Raw genomic sequence first — 20094 nt, forward strand, 5'->3', positions numbered from 1 at the left:
TCGCGTCAAACTACTCGCGCCGGGCGATTCAGGCAAGTGGAATTCACATTCACTTGCTGCCTCGGTGCATCCCGGATGATTTTGTGTATACTGTTCGCCCACTTTCAGTCCGGTGGCTTACGAATAGAGAATACTGTATGGAATGCCGCCCGGATTGCGGAGCATGTTGCACCGCGCCTTCAATCTCCAGCCCCATTCCGGGTATGCCTGACGGTAAACCCGCAAACACGCCGTGCGTCCAGCTTGATGAACATCAACGCTGTAAGATCTTCGGTTCGCCGCTGCGTCCAAAGGTCTGCGCAGGCCTGCAACCCAGCGCCGATATGTGCGGTCAGACAAGGGCACAGGCAATGATCTACCTCATTGAACTGGAAACGCTCACGGCGCCTTAAACGTCTTTAATGCGTGCCAGACAAACCATCGTCGCGAGGGCCATCACCAGCGCAAACCAGAATACGGCGTGGTAATTCCAGATTTCCGCCGCAATCCCCGCCAGCGATCCGGCGATAATCCAGCCTACGCGGATGGTATTGGTATACAGCGTGGTTGCTGAACCCGCCTGGCCGGGCATCAGATCCTGAAAATAGAGCATCCCGATGCCGCCGAGAATGCCGATGTAAATTGCGTTCAGCAACTGCAAGCCGAGCAGAACGACAGGCGAGTGCGCCAGCAGCATACCCGCGTAAAAGCAGAACCCCGCCACGATGGCGATCCGCATCAGCAGACGTTTCCCCAGCCGTTTAGCAAAATAGCCTGCAATCAACATGGTGGGAATTTCCAGCCCGGCGGCAGTCCCCATCATGACGCCGGCAAGTTTTTCCGGCAGATGCAGTTCGTTAATGATAAACAGCGGCATATTAATGATATAGAGGCTGTTGGTTCCCCACATTAATGTGCAGATAACAAAAAGCAGCAGCGTATCGCGGCGATTACGGCGCGGCGCTTCAAGGGTTCCGGCAGCAAGCGGTGCATCTTTACGCATTGACGGTAAAAACAGCCAGACCATTACGCCACAGACGACAAACGCCGCCGCCGCGCTCAGGTACATCACGGTAAAGCTGAACCCCATCGCCAGCGCATAGGCCAGCGGCGGCCCGATCACCCACGCCAGCGAAACCTGGGCGCGCAATATCGAGCTGAACATCACGGCTTCGCGACCGGTGCGATCGGCATGTTCGCGGGCAAGGGCGAACATTTGCGGGTTCGCGGTCGAACCAAAACTACTCAGGAAAACGCCGACGAACAGCAAAATAAAATAGTTGCGGTTCCAGGCAAACAGCACGCAGGCTAACATGCCCAGCACACAGCAAAAAACGATCAGGCTTTTGCGATCGCCTTTTTTGTCGGAGCGCCCGGCCAGAAACTGGCTCACCAGAATGCCGATAACGGCGCTGCCGGTAAAAAAGAAGCCAACCATCCCCGGACGAGCGTGTACCTCATCCGTCAGAAAAAGACTGAGCGTCGGCGTCTGTAACGCACCGGCGATACCCGTCAGAAATGCGACGAGCAGGAATGCCGAAGACGTCAAATCAAACGTTTTTGGTGTGGCGGCAACGGGGGTGTTATGCATGTTTCTGTATCAGTGGTGTGAAGAGACGCGGAGTTTACGCTGCTCGTCAGGAAATAAACAGGTGCCCAAATCAAAATCGCCACAAAAAATCAAAATAGCATTTCAGTCTATGAAGGGAAGATGCTGACGGTGCTGAAACAGATCGTTTTACGGGCAATTCATTTCAGCATTTATTACCTTCCTGAATGAAAAGTGTGCTTTATCTCTAAATTCTGTCATCAATTTTACGACTTTACTTGCGTGCTGAAGCAGAAAGCGCAAGACTTCTTGAAACGTTTCAGCGCTATTTTGTTTTTGATTACAAGTCAGATTAGCGCCTTTTTTCTCATGTTAGCTGAATCGTTTCAAGTTCAGCAGGAGAGGAGAACTATGTTCCAGTTATCGGTTCAGGACATTCATCCGGGCGAACAGGCCGGAAACAAAGAAGAGGCCATTCGCCAGGTTGCCGCTGCGTTAGTGCAGGCGGGCAACGTCGCAGACGGCTACGTCGACGGCATGCTGGCGCGTGAGCAACAGACATCCACTTTCCTTGGCAACGGTATCGCCATTCCGCACGGAACGACCGACACGCGCGATCAGGTGCTGAAAACCGGCGTGCAGGTGTTCCAGTTTCCGCAGGGCGTAACCTGGGGCGAAGGGCAAGTGGCCTATGTGGCGATTGGTATTGCCGCCAGCTCCGATGAGCATCTTGGGTTGCTGCGTCAGCTGACGCACGTATTAAGCGATGACGCTGTGGCTGAACAGTTGAAATCCGCCACGACGGCAGAAGAACTGCGCGCGTTGCTGATGGGTGAAAAGCAGAGCGAACAGCTGAAGCTGGATAACGACACCCTGACGCTGGATGTGACGGCCAGCGACCTGGTGACGCTACAGGCGCTGAACGCCGCGCGCCTGAAAGAAGCAGGCACTGTGGATGCCGCGTTTGTCGCCAGAACCATCAATGAACAGCCGATGAATCTCGGCCAGGGCATCTGGCTGAACGACAGCGCGGACGGCAACCTGCGCAGCGCTATCGCTGTGAGCCGTGCGGCTACGGCGTTTGACGTAGAGGGCGAAGCGGCTGCGCTGCTGGTGACTGTCGCGATGAATGACGATCAGCCCGTCGCCGTGCTGAAGCGCCTTGGCGATCTGCTGCTGAACAATAAAGCTGACCGTTTGCTGAAAGCGGATGCCGCCACCGTGCTGGCGCTGCTGACCAGTGATGAAGCATTGACTGACGACGTGCTGAGCGCCGAATTTGTCGTGCGCAATGAGCATGGCTTACACGCCCGTCCGGGCACCATGCTGGTGAATACCATTAAACAATTTAATAGCGAAATTACCGTGGCAAACCTTGATGGAACCGGAAAACCGGCAAATGGACGCAGTTTGATGAAAGTGGTGGCGTTAGGCGTGAAGAAAGGCCATCGCCTGCGCTTTACGGCGCAGGGCGAAGATGCTGAACAGGCGCTGAAAGCGATTGGCGACGCCATTGCCGCTGGTCTTGGGGAGGGCGCGTAATGAGCAGACGTGTTGCTACTATCACCCTTAATCCGGCATACGACCTGGTCGGTTTCTGCCCGGAGATTGAACGCGGCGAAGTGAACCTGGTGAAAACCACGGGTCTGCATGCGGCGGGTAAAGGCATCAACGTTGCCAGAGTTCTGAAAGATTTAGGTATTGATGTCACGGTTGGCGGTTTCCTGGGTAAAGACAACCAGGACGGTTTCCAGCAGTTGTTCAGCGAGCTGGGCATTGCCAACCGTTTTCAGGTGGTGCAGGGGCGTACCCGCATCAACGTTAAGCTGACGGAAAAAGACGGTGAAGTGACCGACTTTAACTTCTCCGGTTTTGACGTGACTCCGGCTGACTGGGAACGTTTTGTGAACGATTCGCTGAGCTGGCTGGGTCAGTTCGATATGGTCTGCGTCAGCGGCAGCTTGCCGACAGGCGTCAGCCCGGAAGCGTTTACCGACTGGATGACGCGTCTGCGTAGCCAGTGCCCATGCATTATCTTTGATAGTAGTCGTGAAGCGTTGGTGGCGGGTCTGAAAGCGGCGCCGTGGCTGGTGAAACCGAACCGTCGTGAATTAGAAATCTGGGCAGGCCGTAAGCTGCCGGAAATGAAAGATGTGATCGACGCGGCGCACGCCCTGCGTGAGCAAGGTATTGCGCATGTGGTGATCTCTCTCGGTGCGGAAGGGGCGCTGTGGGTGAACGCATCCGGCGAGTGGATCGCGAAGCCACCGTCCGTTGATGTGGTGAGTACCGTAGGTGCAGGGGATTCTATGGTTGGCGGTCTGATTTACGGCCTGCTGATGCGTGAATCCAGTGAACATACGTTGCGTCTGGCGACAGCCGTTGCCGCGCTTGCGGTAAGCCAGAGCAATGTGGGCATTACCGATCGTCCTCAGTTGGCCGCAATGATGGCGCGCGTCGACTTAAAACCGTTTAACTGACAGCAGGAGAGGCATAATGAAAACGCTGCTGATTATTGACGCCAATCTCGGCCAGGCTCGCGCTTACATGGCGAAGACCCTGCTCGGCGCGGCGGCACATAAAGCAAATCTGGAAATTATCGACAATCCGAATGACGCAGAGTTGGCCATTGTGTTGGCTGACGCTGTGCCGAACGACAGCGCGCTGAACGGTAAGAAAGTCTGGCTGGGCGATATTGCCCGTGCCGTGGCGCACCCGGAACTGTTCCTCAATGAAGCGAAAGGACACGCGACGCCATACAGCGCGCCGACAGCGGTTGCCGCCCCGGTAGCGGCCAGCGGCCCGAAACGCGTCGTGGCGGTGACGGCGTGTCCGACAGGCGTTGCGCATACCTTTATGGCGGCTGAAGCGATTGAAACCGAAGCGAAAAAACGTGGCTGGTGGGTGAAGGTCGAAACCCGTGGCTCCGTGGGCGCAGGCAATGCCATCACGCCGGAAGAGGTTGCGGAAGCGGATCTGGTGATCGTGGCGGCTGATATCGAAGTGGATCTGGCGAAGTTTGCCGGAAAACCGATGTACCGCACGTCAACCGGCCTGGCGCTGAAGAAAACCGCGCAGGAACTGGACAAAGCCGTAGCGGAAGCGACGCCGTATGCGCCTACGGGCAAAGCGCAGGCCGCTGCGACAGAAGGGAAAAAAGAGAGCGCTGGCGCATATCGCCATCTGCTGACGGGCGTTTCCTACATGCTGCCAATGGTGGTTGCGGGTGGGTTGTGTATCGCGCTCTCCTTTGCGTTTGGTATTGAGGCGTTTAAAGAAGAAGGTACGCTGGCTGCGGCGCTGATGCAGATCGGCGGCGGTTCCGCCTTCGCGCTAATGGTGCCAGTGCTGGCGGGATATATCGCGTTTTCCATTGCGGATCGTCCAGGCCTGACGCCGGGTCTTATCGGCGGTATGCTGGCGGTGAGCACCGGATCTGGCTTTATCGGCGGTATTATCGCGGGCTTCCTGGCCGGTTATGTCGCGAAACTTATCAGCACTAAACTAAAACTTCCGCAGAGTATGGAAGCGCTGAAACCGATCCTGATCATTCCACTGATTTCCAGTCTGATTGTCGGTCTGGCGATGATTTACCTTATCGGTAAACCGGTTGCCGGCATTCTGGAAGGGCTGACTCACTGGCTGCAAACGATGGGGACGGCGAATGCGGTACTGCTGGGCGCGATCCTCGGCGGTATGATGTGTACTGATATGGGCGGCCCGGTTAACAAAGCGGCGTATGCGTTCGGTGTTGGTCTGCTGAGTACCCAGACTTATGCGCCGATGGCGGCGATTATGGCGGCAGGCATGGTTCCTCCGCTGGCTCTTGGGCTGGCAACTCTGGTTGCGCGTCGTAAGTTCGACAAGGCGCAGCAGGAAGGGGGCAAAGCCGCGCTGGTGCTGGGGCTGTGCTTCATTACCGAAGGCGCGATCCCGTTTGCGGCGCGTGACCCGATGCGTGTCCTGCCATGCTGTATCGTCGGCGGCGCGCTGACAGGCGCAATCTCAATGTGGGTTGGCGCGAAACTGATGGCGCCGCACGGCGGTCTGTTTGTGCTGCTGATTCCTGGCGCGATTACACCGGTGCTGGGCTATCTGCTGGCGATTGTTGCGGGTACGCTGGTTGCCGGTCTGGCCTATGCGTTCCTGAAACGCCCGGAAGCTGAAGTTATCGCGAAAGCGGCATAATGTAAACCTTGTGCCGGATGGTGGCGTGAGCGCCTTATCCGGCCTACGGATACCGATCCTGTAGGCCGGATAAAACGCATTAGCGTCGTCATCCGGCATTTTTCTGCCTTTTTTATCCCCCCCATTTTGTGTCCTGGCTCGCAACTTTTTCCTCCCTTGCAAACTGTATCTATAAAAAATTGTGACTCTGTTCATATCTATTCGCTTTAGGGCTTGCGGATGGATTTACTTTATCAAAAACACGCATATCATGAACACATGTTTTAATATGAACATGTGCTCTAATAATCTCGATTGTGGCGGTGGTTATTCTTAACGAACTCATTGTTATGGCAGCTTAATGCCAGAGGACGTTCTATGCGTGAAACGGAATACATAGTGACGATTGGCTCAGCCAATATGGATGTTGCCGGGTATTCGCATGCTTCTTTAAATTATGCGGACTCCAATCCGGGGAAAATAAAATTTACCCCCGGCGGCGTGGGGCGCAATATTGCGCATAATCTGGCGCTGCTGGGAAAAAACTCATGGCTACTGACGGCCGTCGGGAGTGATTTCTATGGGCAGTCATTGATGGCGCAAACGAATCAATCCGGTGTGCACGTTGATAAATGTCTGATTGTGCCGGGAGAAAATACGTCAAGTTACTTATCCCTGCTCGACAATACCGGAGAAATGCTGGTCGCCATAAATGACATGAGCATTACCGACTTTATTTCGGCTGAATTTTTATCACAGCATGCTGATTTTATTCGTGGGGCAAAAGTGATTGTCGCCGATTGTAATATCAGCGAAGAGGCACTGAACTGGGTGCTGGAAAATGCAGGCGATGTGCCGGTATTTGTTGATCCGGTTTCTGCCTGGAAGTGTGTCAAAATTCGCGAGCGACTTGGCAAAATTCACACGCTGAAACCCAACCGGCTTGAAGCTGAAACCCTTAGCGGCATTCCCCTCTCCGGGCGGGAAGATGTCGGGAGCGTTGCGGCATGGTTTCATGAACATGGCCTGAACCGTCTGGTGCTTAGTATGGGTGGCGACGGCGTTTATTACAGCGATATAAACGGCGAAAACGGCTGGTCGCTCCCCATTAAAACCAACGTCGTCAATGTGACCGGCGCTGGCGACGCCATGATGGCGGGACTCGCCGCCTGCTGGATGGACGGCTTACCCTTTATAGATTCGGTTCGATTTGCACAGGGTTGTTCATCAATGGCGCTTGCCTGTGAATATACCAATAACCCTGATTTATCTGTCGCGAATGTTACATCGTTAGTGGAGAACACAGAATGTCTGAATTAACTCTTTCCTCTGAATTATTACAAATTTCGCCAGAAGTACAGGACGCATTAAAGAGTAAGAAACCCATTGTTGCGCTGGAATCAACCATTATTTCCCACGGCATGCCTTTTCCGCAAAATGCGCAAACGGCAATTGAAGTTGAAGAAACCATTCGTAAGCATGGCGCCGTGCCCGCAACCATTGCCATTATTGGCGGTGTAATGAAAGTGGGCCTGAATAAAGAAGAAATTGAATTATTAGGTCGTGAAGGACATAACGTTACAAAAGTCAGTCGTCGTGACTTACCGTTTGTGGTTGCCGCTGGAAAAAATGGCGCAACGACGGTCGCATCCACCATGATTATTGCCGCACTGGCCGGAATTAAAGTATTTGCAACCGGCGGTATCGGTGGCGTACATCGTGGCGCAGAACATACGTTTGATATTTCTGCTGACTTGCAGGAGCTGGCGCATACCAATGTCACGGTGGTTTGTGCAGGGGCGAAATCAATTCTCGACCTGGGATTAACCACCGAATATTTAGAGACTTTTGGCGTGCCGTTAATTGGCTATCAGACCCAGGCATTACCGGCATTTTTCTGCCGTACCAGTCCGTTTGACGTCAGTATCCGCCTGGACAGCGCGCAAGAGATCGCTCGCGCAATGGCGGTGAAATGGCAAACCGGTCTGAACGGTGGTCTGGTTGTGGCAAACCCGATCCCGGAACAGTTTGCGATGGCGGAAGAGAAAATCAACGCGTCGATCGATCAGGCCGTGAAAGAAGCGGAAGAGCAGGGCGTCGTGGGGAAAGAAAGTACGCCATTCTTGCTGGCGCGCGTGGCGGAACTGACCGGCGGCGATAGCCTGAAATCCAATATCCAACTGGTGTTCAACAACGCTGTACTGGCCTGTGAAATAGCGAAGGAATATCAACGCCTCGCCTGATAAAAACGCACGGGCAGAGAGCGGTCGCCCGCGATATCAAAACCTGGCTTTCACGCCGGGTTTCCTGGCATGAAGGGAAAATCATTATGGATATAATGAGAAGTGTTGTGGGTATGGTGGTACTACTGGCAATCGCATTTCTGCTGTCAGTGAATAAAAAACGTATCAGCCTGCGTACCGTTGGCGCGGCGCTGGTGTTGCAAATCGCCATCGGTGGGATCATGCTTTATTTCCCGCCGGGGAAATGGCTGGTGGAGCAGGCCGCGCTCGGTGTCCACAAGGTGATGTCCTACAGCGACGCGGGTAGCGCATTTATCTTTGGCTCATTAGTAGGGCCAAAAATGGATGTGCTGTTTGACGGCGCCGGGTTTATCTTCGCCTTTCGCGTGTTGCCTGCCATCATCTTTGTGACTGCGCTGATCAGCTTGCTTTACTACATTGGCGTGATGGGACTGCTGATCCGTATCCTCGGCGGTATTTTCCAGAAAGCGCTGAACATCAGCAAGATCGAGTCGTTCGTTGCGGTCACTACCATTTTCCTCGGGCAAAACGAGATCCCGGCGATTGTTAAGCCGTTTATCGATCGTCTCAACCGCAACGAGCTGTTTACCGCCATTTGTAGCGGCATGGCCTCAATCGCCGGTTCGATGATGATCGGCTATGCCGGAATGGGGGTGCCGATTGATTATCTGCTGGCAGCGTCCTTAATGGCGATCCCCGGAGGGATTCTGTTTGCCCGTATGCTGAGCCCGGCAACGGAAGAATCGAAGGTGACGTTTGAAAATCTGTCGTTTACTGAAACGCCGCCAAAAAGCATCATCGAAGCGGCGGCCAGCGGCGCGATGACCGGGCTGAAAATCGCCGCCGGTGTGGCGACGGTGGTGATGGCGTTTGTTGCGATTATCGCGCTGATTAACGGCATCATCGGCGGCGTTGGCGGCTGGTTCGGCTTTGGTCACGCCACGCTAGAAGGGATCTTCGGCTGGGTTTTAGCGCCGCTGGCCTGGATTATGGGCGTGGACTGGAGCGATGCGACGCTTGCCGGTAGCCTGATTGGGCAAAAACTGGCGATTAACGAGTTTGTCGCTTACCTCAACTTCTCTCCATATCTGCAAGCTGCCGGTACGCTGGATGTGAAGACGATAGCGATTATCTCTTTCGCGTTGTGTGGCTTTGCCAACTTTGGTTCAATTGGCGTGGTGGTAGGCGCGTTTTCTGCGATTGCGCCGCAGCGTGCGCCGGAAATCGCCCAGCTTGGAATGCGTGCGCTGGCGGCGGCAACGCTCTCTAACCTGATGAGCGCCACTATCGCGGGGTTCTTTATCGGGCTGGCGTAGTTGTAGTAGACGATTTTGCCGGATGGCGGCTTCGCCTTATCCGGCCTACAGTAACGCACCTCGTAGGCCTGATAAGCGCAGCGCCATCAGGCATATTTGACCCACAGTGGCGCACCCCGTAGGCATGATAAGCGCAGCGCCATCAGGCATATTCGACCCACATTGGCGCACTCCGTAGGCCTGATAAGTGCAGCGCCATCAGGCATATCCGACCCACAGTGACGCAACCGTAGGCCTGATAAGCGCAGCGCCATCAGGCATTATGCCAGGGTTGTTTTCAGCAGATAAAGCGCGTTATCGGCGGAGAGGGTGGGGTTGTTAATACTGATGCTGGCGCGCGATAACGCCGCGCAGGCCATCGCGAAATTCGCGCTATCGCGAAAATCACTTCCCTCCAGAAAGCTGTAGAGCAACCCGGCCATGAAGCCATCATCCGCGCCGAAGCTGTCCACGCGGGTGTGAGACGGCGGGGTGAGTAAAAACTGCTCGCCGTTTTTCTCGCTACAAAAGACCGCTTCATCTTCCAGGCAAACGAAGATTCGCTGTACGCCTTGCTGATGCAGGTCATTGACGGCCTGTACACGGTCGGCATCGGAACGCACCGCTTTTCCCCACAGAATCTCCAGCTCTTTTTGCGTGGGTTTTAACGTATGAATGCGTGAATACCAGGTCCTGATTTTTTCCGCTTTGAACTCTGAAACGGTATCAATAAAGACCGGGATTTCATCCGCAATGGTAAAGACCCATTCGATGGCCTCCGGCGTCAGGTTGCAGTCCGCCAGCACCACGCCAGCGTGACGGATCAGATCCCGCGAGCTATTCAGCAACTGCGGCGTCAGCTGTTGCAGAATGTGGGTGTCGTTAATCGCCAGCACCGTCTCTTCCTGCTGGTTGGCGATGGACAGATAGGTTGAAGTGTTATGCCCATGCAGACGGATACAGCTGGAGATGTTCACGCCAGCCTGACGAGTCTGCTCCAGCAGCGTTTCACCATAAAAATCGCTACCGACCGCAGAGAGCAAATGCACATCGCGACCCAGCAGCGCCAGATTATGCGCAATATTGCGCCCCACGCCGCCAGCAGAACAGTGAATGCTGCCAGGGTTGGAAGCCGCCTGCGGATAATGGATATCCGCCACGCCGCGAATATCCATATTGATCGCCCCGACCACCACGCAATACTCCTGCTCGGTGAGGATATAGCCTTTGCCTTTGATCATCCCTTTACGCATCAGGTCCATAATATGGGCCGCCACGCGTGAGCGACTGATCTGCAAAATATCAGCGATTTCATTTTGCTGAATGAGCGGATTGCGGCGCAGGATCTTGAGGATCTGCTTTTCCCTGTCGTTCATCATTACGCAACCACCTTTGCCGTTTGCTGCGCTTTCAGCCAGGCGATCTCTTCTGCCCAGATATCCGGGTTGATGGTTTCCAGAATCAGCGGAATACCGTCAAAACGATCGTCCTGCATAATCCAGCGAAATGCCTCATGACCAATGTTGCCTTCGCCCAAACTGTGGTGACGGTCAACGCGGCTGCCAAAGGCGCTTTTCGCGTCGTTCAGGTGCATGCCGCGCAGGTATGTAAAGCCCACAACACGCTCAAAGTCGGCGAATGTTTTTTCACATTCGCCGGTGGTACGCAGATCGTAACCGGCCGCGAACGCGTGACAGGTATCAATACAGACGCCCACGCGGGACTTATCGTCCACGCCGTCGATGATGGCGGCGAGATGCTCAAACCTGAATCCCAGATTGCTCCCCTGACCCGCAGTGTTTTCAATGACTGCCGTGACCCCTTGGGTTTTCTCAAGGGCAATGTTGATCGACTCTGCAATTCGCGCCAGACATTCCTCTTCCGGGATTTGCTGTAAATGGCTGCCCGGATGGAAATTGAGCAGCGATAGCCCCAGTTGCTCACAACGCTGCATTTCATCAATAAACGCATCGCGTGATTTTTCCAGCGCTTCGCTGACAGGGTGCCCGAGGTTGATCAGATAGCTGTCGTGGGGAAGGATCTGCGCAGGCGAATAGTGGTATTTCTCGCAGGCGGCCTTAAAGTCATCAATGATTTGGGCTGTGAGCGGCGCGGCGCGCCATTGACGCTGATTTTTCGTGAACAGCGCAAATGCGGTTGCGTCAATTTCTGCGGCGCGAATTGCAGCGTTGGCTAACCCGCCAGCGGCGCTGACATGCGCTCCGATATATTTCATGGAAGACTCCTGTTAAACCCGCTATACACATTATTCTTCAGGTTTGAATAATGTCGTGTATTCGAAAAAAATACTCTCCAATGATAGCGGGTTAACAGGGGCAAAATGTAGTGCTTTATGCGATAAGATGGTGAATCAGTACGTTAATCACGCCGCCGCCAACAATCAGCCAGACAAACAGCACCAGCGCCATCAGTAACGGTTTCGCCCCGGCTTTCTTCAGCGCGCTGACGTGCGTTGTAAGACCCAGCGCGGCCATTGCCATCGCCAGCAGAACCGTATCCAGCGTAATCAACATGTTTACCACCGCCTGCGGCAGCAGATGGAACGAGTTAACGATTGCCACTACGATGAACAGCACCGCAAACCACGGGATGGTGATTTTGCTTTTCTCCGCGCCCGTCGCCGGAGAAAGTTGTTTCACACGGGCGGCCAGCAGAATCAGAAACGGCGCCAGCATCATTACGCGCAGCATTTTGGCAATCACCGCGGCGTTTTCCGCGTCCGGGTTAATGGCGTGTCCGGCGGCAACGACCTGGGCTACTTCATGCATGGTCGAACCAATATAGATGCCGTAGGTTTCCGGGCTAAACCAGTGCGCCAGCAGCGGATACATTGCCGGGTAGAGGAAGATTGCCAGCGTACCGAAAATCACTACCGTCGCGACGGCCACCGTAACTTTACTGGCCTCCGCTTTGACGACAGGCTCCGTTGCCAGCACTGCCGCCGCTCCGCAAATACTGCTTCCGGCGCCAATCAGCCAACTGGTGTGCTTGTCCAGACCAAACACTTTCTGCCCGAGGAAACAGGCGAGTAAAAAAGTGCTGGAGAGCGTCAGTACATCAATCACAATCCCGCTGACGCCCACGTCTGCAATCTGTGAGAAGGTGAGGCGAAACCCGTAGAGAATGATCCCCAGGCGTAATAGATGTTGTTTAGCGAACAGCACGCCGCCGTCACAGCTTTTCCAGATTTGCGGATACACCGTATTGCCGATGACCATTCCCAGTAAGATGGCTAAGGTGAGGGCGCTGAACCCGGCTCCCGCGACGGCTGGAATAGATCCACCCCACAGGGCGGCCCCTGTGATAACTGCGCTCAGGGCAAGCCCCGGTATAAAATGCCACACTGTACGATGGTGATTCTGTAAGGTGAGTTCTGTCATAACCTTCTCCTCTATATGGGTAAAATGTTATGGCGAACTGGTTTAAAAATAAAATTGATTATATATTTATAATTAATCTTTATAAGTGGTAAGCGACGGCCTGCCAGTGGAAAACAACAATGCATATCACGCTACGACAACTAGAAGTTTTTACTGAGGTGCTAAAAAGCGGCTCGACGACCCAGGCATCTGTCATGCTGTCGCTGTCGCAGTCGGCCGTAAGCGCAGCATTGACCGATCTGGAAGGTCAGCTTGGCGTACAGCTATTTGACCGCGTTGGAAAACGGCTGGTGGTCAATGAACACGGGCGCTTGCTGTACCCGCGCGCGCTGGCGCTGCTGGAGCAGGCTGTCGAAATTGAGCAACTGTTTCGGGAAGACAACGGCGCAATCCGCGTTTATGCCAGTAGTACCATCGGCAATTACATCCTGCCTGCGGTAATTGCCCGTTACAGGAAGGACTTTCCCGATCTGCCGTTGGAACTTAGCGTGGGCAACAGCCAGGATGTCATTACGGCGGTGCTCGATTTTCGGGTGGATATCGGCCTGATTGAAGGCCCGTGCCACAATACTGAGATTATTTCTGAGCCGTGGCTGGACGATGAGCTGGTGGTGTTTGCCGCACCGTCCTCGCCGTTGGCGCAAGGGCCGGTAACGCTTGAACAACTTGCCGCCGCGCCCTGGATACTGCGCGAGCGCGGTTCCGGTACGCGTGAGATTGTTGACTACCTGTTGCTTTCGCACTTGCCAAAATTCGAAATGGCGATGGAGTTGGGTAACTCCGAAGCGATCAAACACGCCGTGCGTCATGGTCTGGGCATCAGCTGCCTGTCGCGGCGGGTTATTGAGGAACAGCTTCAGGCGGGAACGTTGAGTGAAATCGCGGTGCCTTTACCGCGCCTGGTGCGAACCCTGTGGCGAATCCACCATCGCCAGAAACACCTTTCCAATGCCTTACAGCGTTTTCTGCGCTACTGCGAATAAGCGTCCTTTGCCGGATGGCGGCGTAAACGCCTTATCCGGCCTACAAACTCAACGCTTATCAGGCCTACAAATGTCGAGCCTGTAGGCCTGATAAGCGTAGCGCCATCAGGCGAATGTCTTAACGCCTATCCGATCTACACTTTACTTATAATCCGCGGCCAGTCATGAAGGTCTCTTATAACTGCGCATTTGTGCCGGAAGGATGGCGTTTCGTCTGCTACAATCGCGCCTCATTTTTTGGATGGATAGCATTTTCACATGGTTTCCGAAACTAAAACCACAGAAGCGCCCGCGTTACGTCGCGAATTAAAGGCGCGTCACCTGACAATGATCGCCATTGGCGGTTCCATCGGTACGGGTCTTTTCGTTGCATCTGGTGCAACCATTTCTGCGGCGGGTCCAGGCGGCGCGCTGTTTTCTTATATCCTGATCGGTCTGATGGTCTACTTCCTGATGACCAGTCTCGGCGAACTGGCGGCGTATATGCCGGTATCCGGTTCATTTGCGACTTACGGTCAGAACTATGTTGAAGAAGGCTTTGGCTTCGCGCTCGGCTGGAACTACTGGTACAACTGGGCGGTGACCATCGCCGTAGACCTCGTGGCCGCACAACTGGTGATGAACTGGTGGTTCCCGGATACGCCGGGTTGGATCTGGAGTGCGCTGTTCCTCGGCGTGATCTTCCTGCTGAACTACATCTCGGTCAGAGGCTTTGGCGAAGCAGAATACTGGTTCTCGCTGATCAAAGTGGCGACCGTCATTATCTTTATCATCGTGGGCGTCATGATGATCGTCGGCATCTTCAAAGGGGCGCAGCCAGTGGGCTGGAGCAACTGGACGACCGGCGATGCGCCGTTTGCCGGGGGTTTTGCGGCGATGATTGGCGTGGCGATGATCGTCGGCTTCTCCTTCCAGGGGACGGAACTGATTGGTATCGCGGCGGGTGAGTCTGAAGATCCAGAGAAAAACATTCCGCGCGCGGTGCGTCAGGTATTCTGGCGTATCCTGCTGTTCTATGTGTTCGCGATCCTGATTATCAGCCTGATTATCCCGTATACCGACCCGAGCCTGCTGCGTAACGATGTGAAAGACATTAGCGTCAGCCCGTTCACTCTGGTGTTCCAGCATGCGGGTCTGCTTTCCGCTGCGGCGGTAATGAACGCGGTTATCCTGACGGCGGTGCTGTCGGCGGGTAACTCCGGGATGTACGCGTCTACCCGTATGCTCTACACCCTGGCCTGTGACGGTAAAGCGCCGCGTATTTTCGCGCAGCTGTCACGCGGCGGCGTTCCGCGTAACGCGCTGTATGCGACGACGGTAATTGCGGGGCTTTGTTTCCTGACGTCGATGTTTGGCAACCAGACGGTATACCTGTGGCTGCTGAATACCTCCGGGATGACGGGCTTTATCGCCTGGCTGGGGATTGCCATCAGCCATTATCGTTTCCGCCGTGGCTATGTGTTGCAGGGTAACGATGTGAAAGATCTGCCGTACCGTTCTGGATTCTTCCCGCTGGGGCCGATCTTTGCGTTTGTGCTGTGTCTGACCATCACGCTGGGTCAGAACTATGAAGCCTTCCTGAAAGACACCATTGACTGGGGCGGCGTAGCGGCAACTTATATCGGGATTCCGCTGTTCCTGGCTATCTGGTTTGGCTACAAGCTGACAAAGGGAACGCACTTTGTTCGCTACAGTGAAATGCACTTCCCGGAGCGTGTGAAGAAATAACCTGGTGCCTGATGGCGTTGCGCTTATCAGGCCTACAGGAGCGACATTTGTAGGCCGGATAAGGCGTTTACGCCGCCATCCGGCAGGTAAAATCAAAAAGCCCCGACATTCATCATGCCGGGGCTTTTTGTTGTACTGAACTTAGAAGTTATAAGTCAGGCCAACCGTGTAACGACGACCGTCGAGAATGGTATCGTAAGTCTCGTAATCGATCTGTTTGTCCAGAACGTTATACACGCCCGCAGTTAACAGCAGATTTTTGTACGCGTAATAACGCACACCAACATCAACCTGCGTATAAGACGGCGTTCCCTGGGCCATTGAAGTACGGCTCAGGTATTCGGAGGTCTTGCCGCGGAAGTTCAGACGGCTCCAGAAGCCAACATCCTGCGTTGCCTGCCAGTCCAGCGTGGTGTTGAACATATGCTTCGGCATTTTATTCAACGGCTTGCCAGAGAACTGGCCGCTTTTCTGCTCAGATTCGGTATAGGTGTAGTTCGCCGTCCAGTTGAGATCGCGGGTGATCTTCCAGCCAAAGGTGGACTCCACGCCGCGCATATTGGCTTTATCAACGTTGACGCGATCGCTGACAAAGTCGTATTTCTCACCACCAATAGTACAGGCCGGATCTGAACTGCTGTTGCAGCGACGCACTTCAGTTATCTTATCTTTGAAGTCGGTATTGAACAGCGTCACGCCAGCGTTAAGGTTATCTCCGTTATCCCACAGCAGGCCCAACTCTTCGCTCAGGCTCTTTTCTGGTTTCAGGTCTGCGTTACCGACAATAATACCGTTCAGACGACCGCCGCCGGTAATCTGTCCCCAGGTCGGGGAGGACTGGCGCAGATCCGGTGCGCGGTAGCCCGCAGAGACGCCGCCTTTTAAGGTCCACTGATCGGTAAGATGCCATACGCCATAGCCACGCGGCGTCCAGTTGTCGCCATAGTTTTCATCTTTATCCATACGGATACCGCCGGTCAGCGTAAAGCTGTCGGTCATCGCCCACTCATCTTCAGCAAACAGCGCCCAGCTCCAGCGGGTCAGCTTGTTCACGTCTTCGTAGGCTTTTAACTGGTTGCCGTTATCGCTCAGTTTCTCGTAACGATACTGCCCACCTAATGTCAGGGTATGCGCGCCGAGGAAGATCTGGTTCTGGTTATTAAAGATGGTGTTGTAAGACTTCATCTGGCGACCGGGGTTGTTGGTCTCTTCCTGCTGAATGTAGCTGGTGGTGTTGAAGTCGTCGTAATAACCGCTGTGGGTTAAGGAATAAGTGGTGTGCTCATAGCGGTTTTCGCTTTTGCTGTTTGGCTTACAGCTACCGTTGCGGCAGCTTTCTTCTGCCATTGACTTGCCTGGCGTACTGTCGCGATCCTGCAATTCACGCGCGATGTCGAAGTCAAAATCGTTTTTATCATCTGGCGTAAAGTTAAGCGTTAAAGCCCCGTTGCGCAGGCGCTGCTCGTTGTAGCCATTGACGATTTTGTCTTCCGCACGGCGAGAGAGCAGCCCGGTCACTTTCGCTCCCAGCAATCCGTCAATCAGCGGGCCGGACGCATAAGCGTTGGTCTGGTACAAATCACCGGAGTCCCTGTCTTCCTGGAAGGTGGCGTCGCCATGCAGGGAGCCGGTCCAGCCTTTCGTGTTGGACACTTTTTTGGTGATCACGTTAATGACGCCACCCATCGCATCTGAACCGTAAAGCGATGACATTGGCCCGCGAATAACTTCAATACGCTCGATCGATTCCAGCGGCGGCAGCCAGCCTTGCTCGATCCCGGAATTATCGCTGTTCGGACGCGTGCCGCGCGTGCTGATGCGCTTACCGTTGACCAGGAACAGCGTGTATTGCGAAGCCATCCCGCGGATGCTGATATCGCTACTGCTGCCGCCGCCGGTAACGACGACTCCGGGCACATCTTTCAGCGCATCGGTGACATCGCGATAGGCTTTGTCTTCGATCTGCTGTTTGGTGATAACGGAGATAGACGCGGGGGCGTTCTGGATTTTCTGCTCAAATCCCGTGGCGGTAACAACGACGGTGTCCTGATCGGCAGCATAGACGAGCGATGGGAGACACGCTGCGCATACTGCGGCAGCGATAGCCTTAACGTGAGGTATGGTCATTTTTGTCATTCCATTAAATGAGTAAAACTGCGAGCCATGAAAAAAGGCCATGACAACGGTATGTATTTGTCTTTTAAGTACTCTTTGCGGTGAATAAGCGGGACGAATTGTACAAAAGAATGAATATTTGTAAACACAAATGATAATTGAAATCATTTGTGTTTAATTGTTTTTCACGGAAAGGGATTTCAAATCAATAAGATGGCGGATCGTAAATGTGAGGAAATTTTGAAGAAAAAATGGAGAAATGAAGGATGAAAAGGAGGGCAGATACCCTCCGTTGTTACGTTATGGCAATAGATTATCGTTTTTTACAGACGATGGAGACGAGAAAGTAGCGCCAGGGAGAGCGTGGTTAATAAAATAGCGATGAAGGCGTAAATATAGACGCCAGACCATTCCCAGCTATTTTTCACCAGAATGACCGGTACGCCGGCCATTGCCGCGCCAACATAACTGAATAATCCCCGGAAACCGGTAATAGAACCCGCAGCATCTTTGTGAGTAACGTCCAGGCAGCCGACGGCAAAAAGCATATGCGGCCCGTACAGTGCAAATCCCATGATGGTGAAAAGTACGGCGGTGATGGTGTAAGAGGTATCCTGCACCAGTGGGATAAGCACGATGCATACGCAGAGCATTAAGGCGAAGATTAACCCCGTCATCCAGCGGTTGCTTTTAAACATAAAGTCTGACAAATATCCGGCCAGCAGTCCCCCTGCCAGCCCGCCAGCTTCGAACCACGAGATAATGGAGTTTGCTTTAATCAGGCTCCAGCCGTGTACCTGCGAGTAATAGATTTGCGGCCAGTCATTGAGAATAGTGCGCGCAATATACACGGACATATCGCCTACGATGATGATCCATACCAGTGGGTTGGTCAGAATGTATTTAACGAACACCTGCCAGAAGCTCAGATTGACCGGGCTGGCTTTTACCTGTGCAAGCTCGGTAGGGTCGTTACGCCATTCGCCGACATTGGGTAGCCCGAGGGTGCCGGGACGATCCTGAATCGTAAACAGCGCGACAACCCCCATCAGAAGGGAAATGACTCCAGGGACATAGAAGCCCATTTTCCAGCTGCCGCTAAAGGCAATGGCGAAGCTGGTGAGCAGCGGGGCAAGGCTGCCGCCAATGTTATGCGCTGCTTCAACGATTGCCCACCAGCGCCCGCGTTCGTTTTTTGAGAACCAGGAGGCCATAATTTTCGCCATTGGCGGGAAGCTGGTGCCCTGGAGAATCGCATTGAGGCTGTACAATACGTAGAACGCCGCGACGCTATCGGAAAAGCCAAAGAGAATATTGACGATGCCGACGCCAATCAGCACCGGGCCGGTCATGGCTTTAGGGTTAATTTTATCAACCAGCATGCCGCCAACAAACTTCATGGAACCATAAAGAATGTAAAAAATGGAGGACATGATGGCGAAATCTTCTGCGGTTAGCGACGTATCCGCCAGCATGGCTGGCATCGCAGCAGAAAAGTTTTTACGGGTCAGATAGAATACGGCATAAGAGATAAATACCGAGGTGATGATCTCTGTGCGAAATTTTTTATAAGTATGATCAATCTCTTTTTTCGCGTTCATAACAGGCCGATCGGCCTGACTGAAAATAAATGCTTTTATGTTCATCGTGAGTTTCCCTTCCGGCGACGGAAATGTGGTTATAATTCATCTTCAATAAAGAACAGAAGTGATTCGAATCCATGAAAATTAATCTGATGATGGATTGTTTCTCTGACAACGGGTTTTGCCCGCCACGCGATACCGGTTCCCGCGTACGTTAGCATCGGCAGATCGTTTGCGCCGTCGCCGCAGGCAATAATGTTGTGTACAGCGAGGTTGAGTTGTGTTGCCAGCGCAGAGAGCGTTTGCCGCTTTTTCCTGGCATTCATGATCGGGAGGGTAATATTGTCCGTCAGGACGTTATCTTTTATTTCAACCGTGTTGGAAAAGGCGTAGTCGAGCTGATACTTTTCTTTCAGTCGTTGGGTGAAAATATCCAGACCACCGGAAATAATGGCCGTTTTAAACCCTTTGTTTTTCAGTACCGGCAACATAGCGGCAAGGCCGGGGGAAATCGTCATTCGATCGCAAACGGCATTGAGAACATCACAGTGCGTGCCTTTTAACATGCGAATACGGCGGGTAAAACTGGTGTCGAAATCTACTTTCCCTTCCATCGCCTGTTGGGTCATCTCCGCGATTTGCGCAGAGATGCCAAGCGTGTGAGCGATTTCATCCACGCCTTCCTCTTCAATAAACGTTGAGTCCATATCAAATGCAATCACTCCCTTTGTGGGGATGCTCTGAGGTTTGACAAAAAAATCAAACTGCAATTGCAGTGATGCAGCGCGTAATTTCTGATAAATAGCCTGCGTCAGCATTTCATCGGGTAGCGTAAGTTTTAAATAATCCTTATTGATTAATGCCAGATGCCGACGCTCTAATAAATAATGACATTGCATCGCGTGAGAACGAAGAAAATCATTATATAACCACGCCTGAAGTTGCTCTGTGTTTGTTGATGTGACGAAGTAAGTTATTGCCATCATGTTGCTCCTTTGCATTGCGCTTTATTATAATGGGCGGCGTTTGT

At 53.4% G+C, this 20094-nt stretch carries 16 protein-coding genes; 9 read left to right on the forward strand and 7 right to left on the reverse strand.

Annotated features, from left to right (window positions below; genetic code table 11):
- The first annotated feature begins 137 nt into the window (after window positions 1-137).
- Window positions 138-392 (forward strand): YkgJ family cysteine cluster protein, encoded by a 255-nt coding sequence (locus tag OGX81_RS17365; RefSeq protein WP_024130170.1) that lies wholly within the window; start codon window positions 138-140, stop codon window positions 390-392.
- On the opposite strand, the gene setB is transcribed toward OGX81_RS17365, so the two are convergent.
- Complete coding sequence (gene setB, locus OGX81_RS17370; protein WP_047462472.1) at window positions 389-1570, reverse strand: sugar efflux transporter SetB; 1182 nt, start codon at window positions 1568-1570, stop codon at window positions 389-391. The genes OGX81_RS17365 and setB overlap by 4 nt on opposite strands.
- A 369-nt stretch (window positions 1571-1939) precedes the next feature.
- Here setB and fruB point away from each other — a divergent pair, with 369 nt between their 5' ends.
- From fruB to OGX81_RS17400, 6 genes are all read left to right on the forward strand, one after another.
- Window positions 1940-3070 (forward strand): fused PTS fructose transporter subunit IIA/HPr protein, encoded by a 1131-nt coding sequence (gene fruB / locus OGX81_RS17375; RefSeq protein WP_104868439.1) that lies wholly within the window; start codon window positions 1940-1942, stop codon window positions 3068-3070.
- The gene (gene fruK, locus OGX81_RS17380) at window positions 3070-4008 is read left to right on the forward strand and encodes a 1-phosphofructokinase (protein WP_012131592.1); all 939 of its coding nucleotides are present in this window, start codon (window positions 3070-3072) and stop codon (window positions 4006-4008) included. Before fruB ends, fruK begins: the two co-directional genes overlap by 1 nt.
- Window positions 4009-4024: 16 nt before the next feature.
- Window positions 4025-5716, forward strand: a complete 1692-nt coding sequence (fruA, locus tag OGX81_RS17385) for a PTS fructose transporter subunit IIBC (protein ID WP_104868440.1) — start codon at window positions 4025-4027, stop codon at window positions 5714-5716.
- 357 nt (window positions 5717-6073) lie between these two features.
- Window positions 6074-7015, forward strand: a complete 942-nt coding sequence (locus OGX81_RS17390; RefSeq protein WP_012131594.1) for a pseudouridine kinase — start codon at window positions 6074-6076, stop codon at window positions 7013-7015.
- Window positions 7003-7938, forward strand: coding sequence for a pseudouridine-5'-phosphate glycosidase (locus OGX81_RS17395; protein ID WP_104868441.1), 936 nt, complete (start codon window positions 7003-7005; stop codon window positions 7936-7938). The genes OGX81_RS17390 and OGX81_RS17395 overlap by 13 nt, the downstream gene beginning before the upstream one ends.
- Before the next feature lie 86 nt (window positions 7939-8024).
- Complete coding sequence (locus OGX81_RS17400) at window positions 8025-9275, forward strand: NupC/NupG family nucleoside CNT transporter (protein ID WP_104868442.1); 1251 nt, start codon at window positions 8025-8027, stop codon at window positions 9273-9275.
- 260 nt (window positions 9276-9535) lie between these two features.
- Here OGX81_RS17400 and OGX81_RS17405 read toward each other — a convergent pair whose 3' ends face one another.
- From OGX81_RS17405 to OGX81_RS17415, 3 genes are all read right to left on the reverse strand, one after another.
- A complete protein-coding gene (locus OGX81_RS17405) occupies window positions 9536-10630 on the reverse strand; it encodes a sugar kinase (RefSeq protein WP_024130172.1) in 1095 nt (364 codons plus the stop codon).
- Window positions 10631-10632: 2 nt separating this feature from the next.
- Entirely contained in the window at window positions 10633-11490 is an 858-nt protein-coding gene (nfo, locus tag OGX81_RS17410; protein ID WP_104868443.1) for a deoxyribonuclease IV, read from the reverse strand.
- A gap of 115 nt (window positions 11491-11605) precedes the next feature.
- Window positions 11606-12655, reverse strand: coding sequence for a YeiH family protein (locus OGX81_RS17415; protein WP_012131604.1), 1050 nt, complete (start codon window positions 12653-12655; stop codon window positions 11606-11608).
- 119 nt (window positions 12656-12774) lie between these two features.
- On the opposite strand from OGX81_RS17415, the gene yieE reads away from it, so the two are divergent.
- Complete coding sequence (gene yieE, locus OGX81_RS17420) at window positions 12775-13638, forward strand: DNA-binding transcriptional regulator YeiE (RefSeq protein ID WP_012131605.1); 864 nt, start codon at window positions 12775-12777, stop codon at window positions 13636-13638.
- A gap of 258 nt (window positions 13639-13896) precedes the next feature.
- Window positions 13897-15366, forward strand: coding sequence for a lysine-specific permease (gene lysP / locus OGX81_RS17425; RefSeq protein WP_012131607.1), 1470 nt, complete (start codon window positions 13897-13899; stop codon window positions 15364-15366).
- A gap of 141 nt (window positions 15367-15507) precedes the next feature.
- On the opposite strand, the gene OGX81_RS17430 is transcribed toward lysP, so the two are convergent.
- The 3 genes from OGX81_RS17430 to serB form a co-directional block, all read right to left on the reverse strand.
- Window positions 15508-17493 carry a ligand-gated channel protein gene (locus tag OGX81_RS17430; RefSeq protein ID WP_024130173.1) on the reverse strand — a complete coding sequence of 662 codons (1986 nt, stop codon included), beginning with the start codon at window positions 17491-17493 and terminating at the stop codon, window positions 15508-15510.
- A gap of 311 nt (window positions 17494-17804) precedes the next feature.
- Window positions 17805-19127, reverse strand: coding sequence for an MFS transporter (locus tag OGX81_RS17435; RefSeq protein ID WP_012131609.1), 1323 nt, complete (start codon window positions 19125-19127; stop codon window positions 17805-17807).
- A 32-nt stretch (window positions 19128-19159) separates the two neighbouring features.
- Window positions 19160-20047 carry a phosphoserine phosphatase SerB gene (gene serB / locus OGX81_RS17440; protein ID WP_104868445.1) on the reverse strand — a complete coding sequence of 296 codons (888 nt, stop codon included), beginning with the start codon at window positions 20045-20047 and terminating at the stop codon, window positions 19160-19162.
- Window positions 20048-20094: the final 47 nt, after the last annotated feature.

Source organism: Citrobacter sp. CK206, from assembly GCF_030333125.1.
GTDB lineage: Bacteria > Pseudomonadota > Gammaproteobacteria > Enterobacterales > Enterobacteriaceae > Citrobacter_B > Citrobacter_B koseri.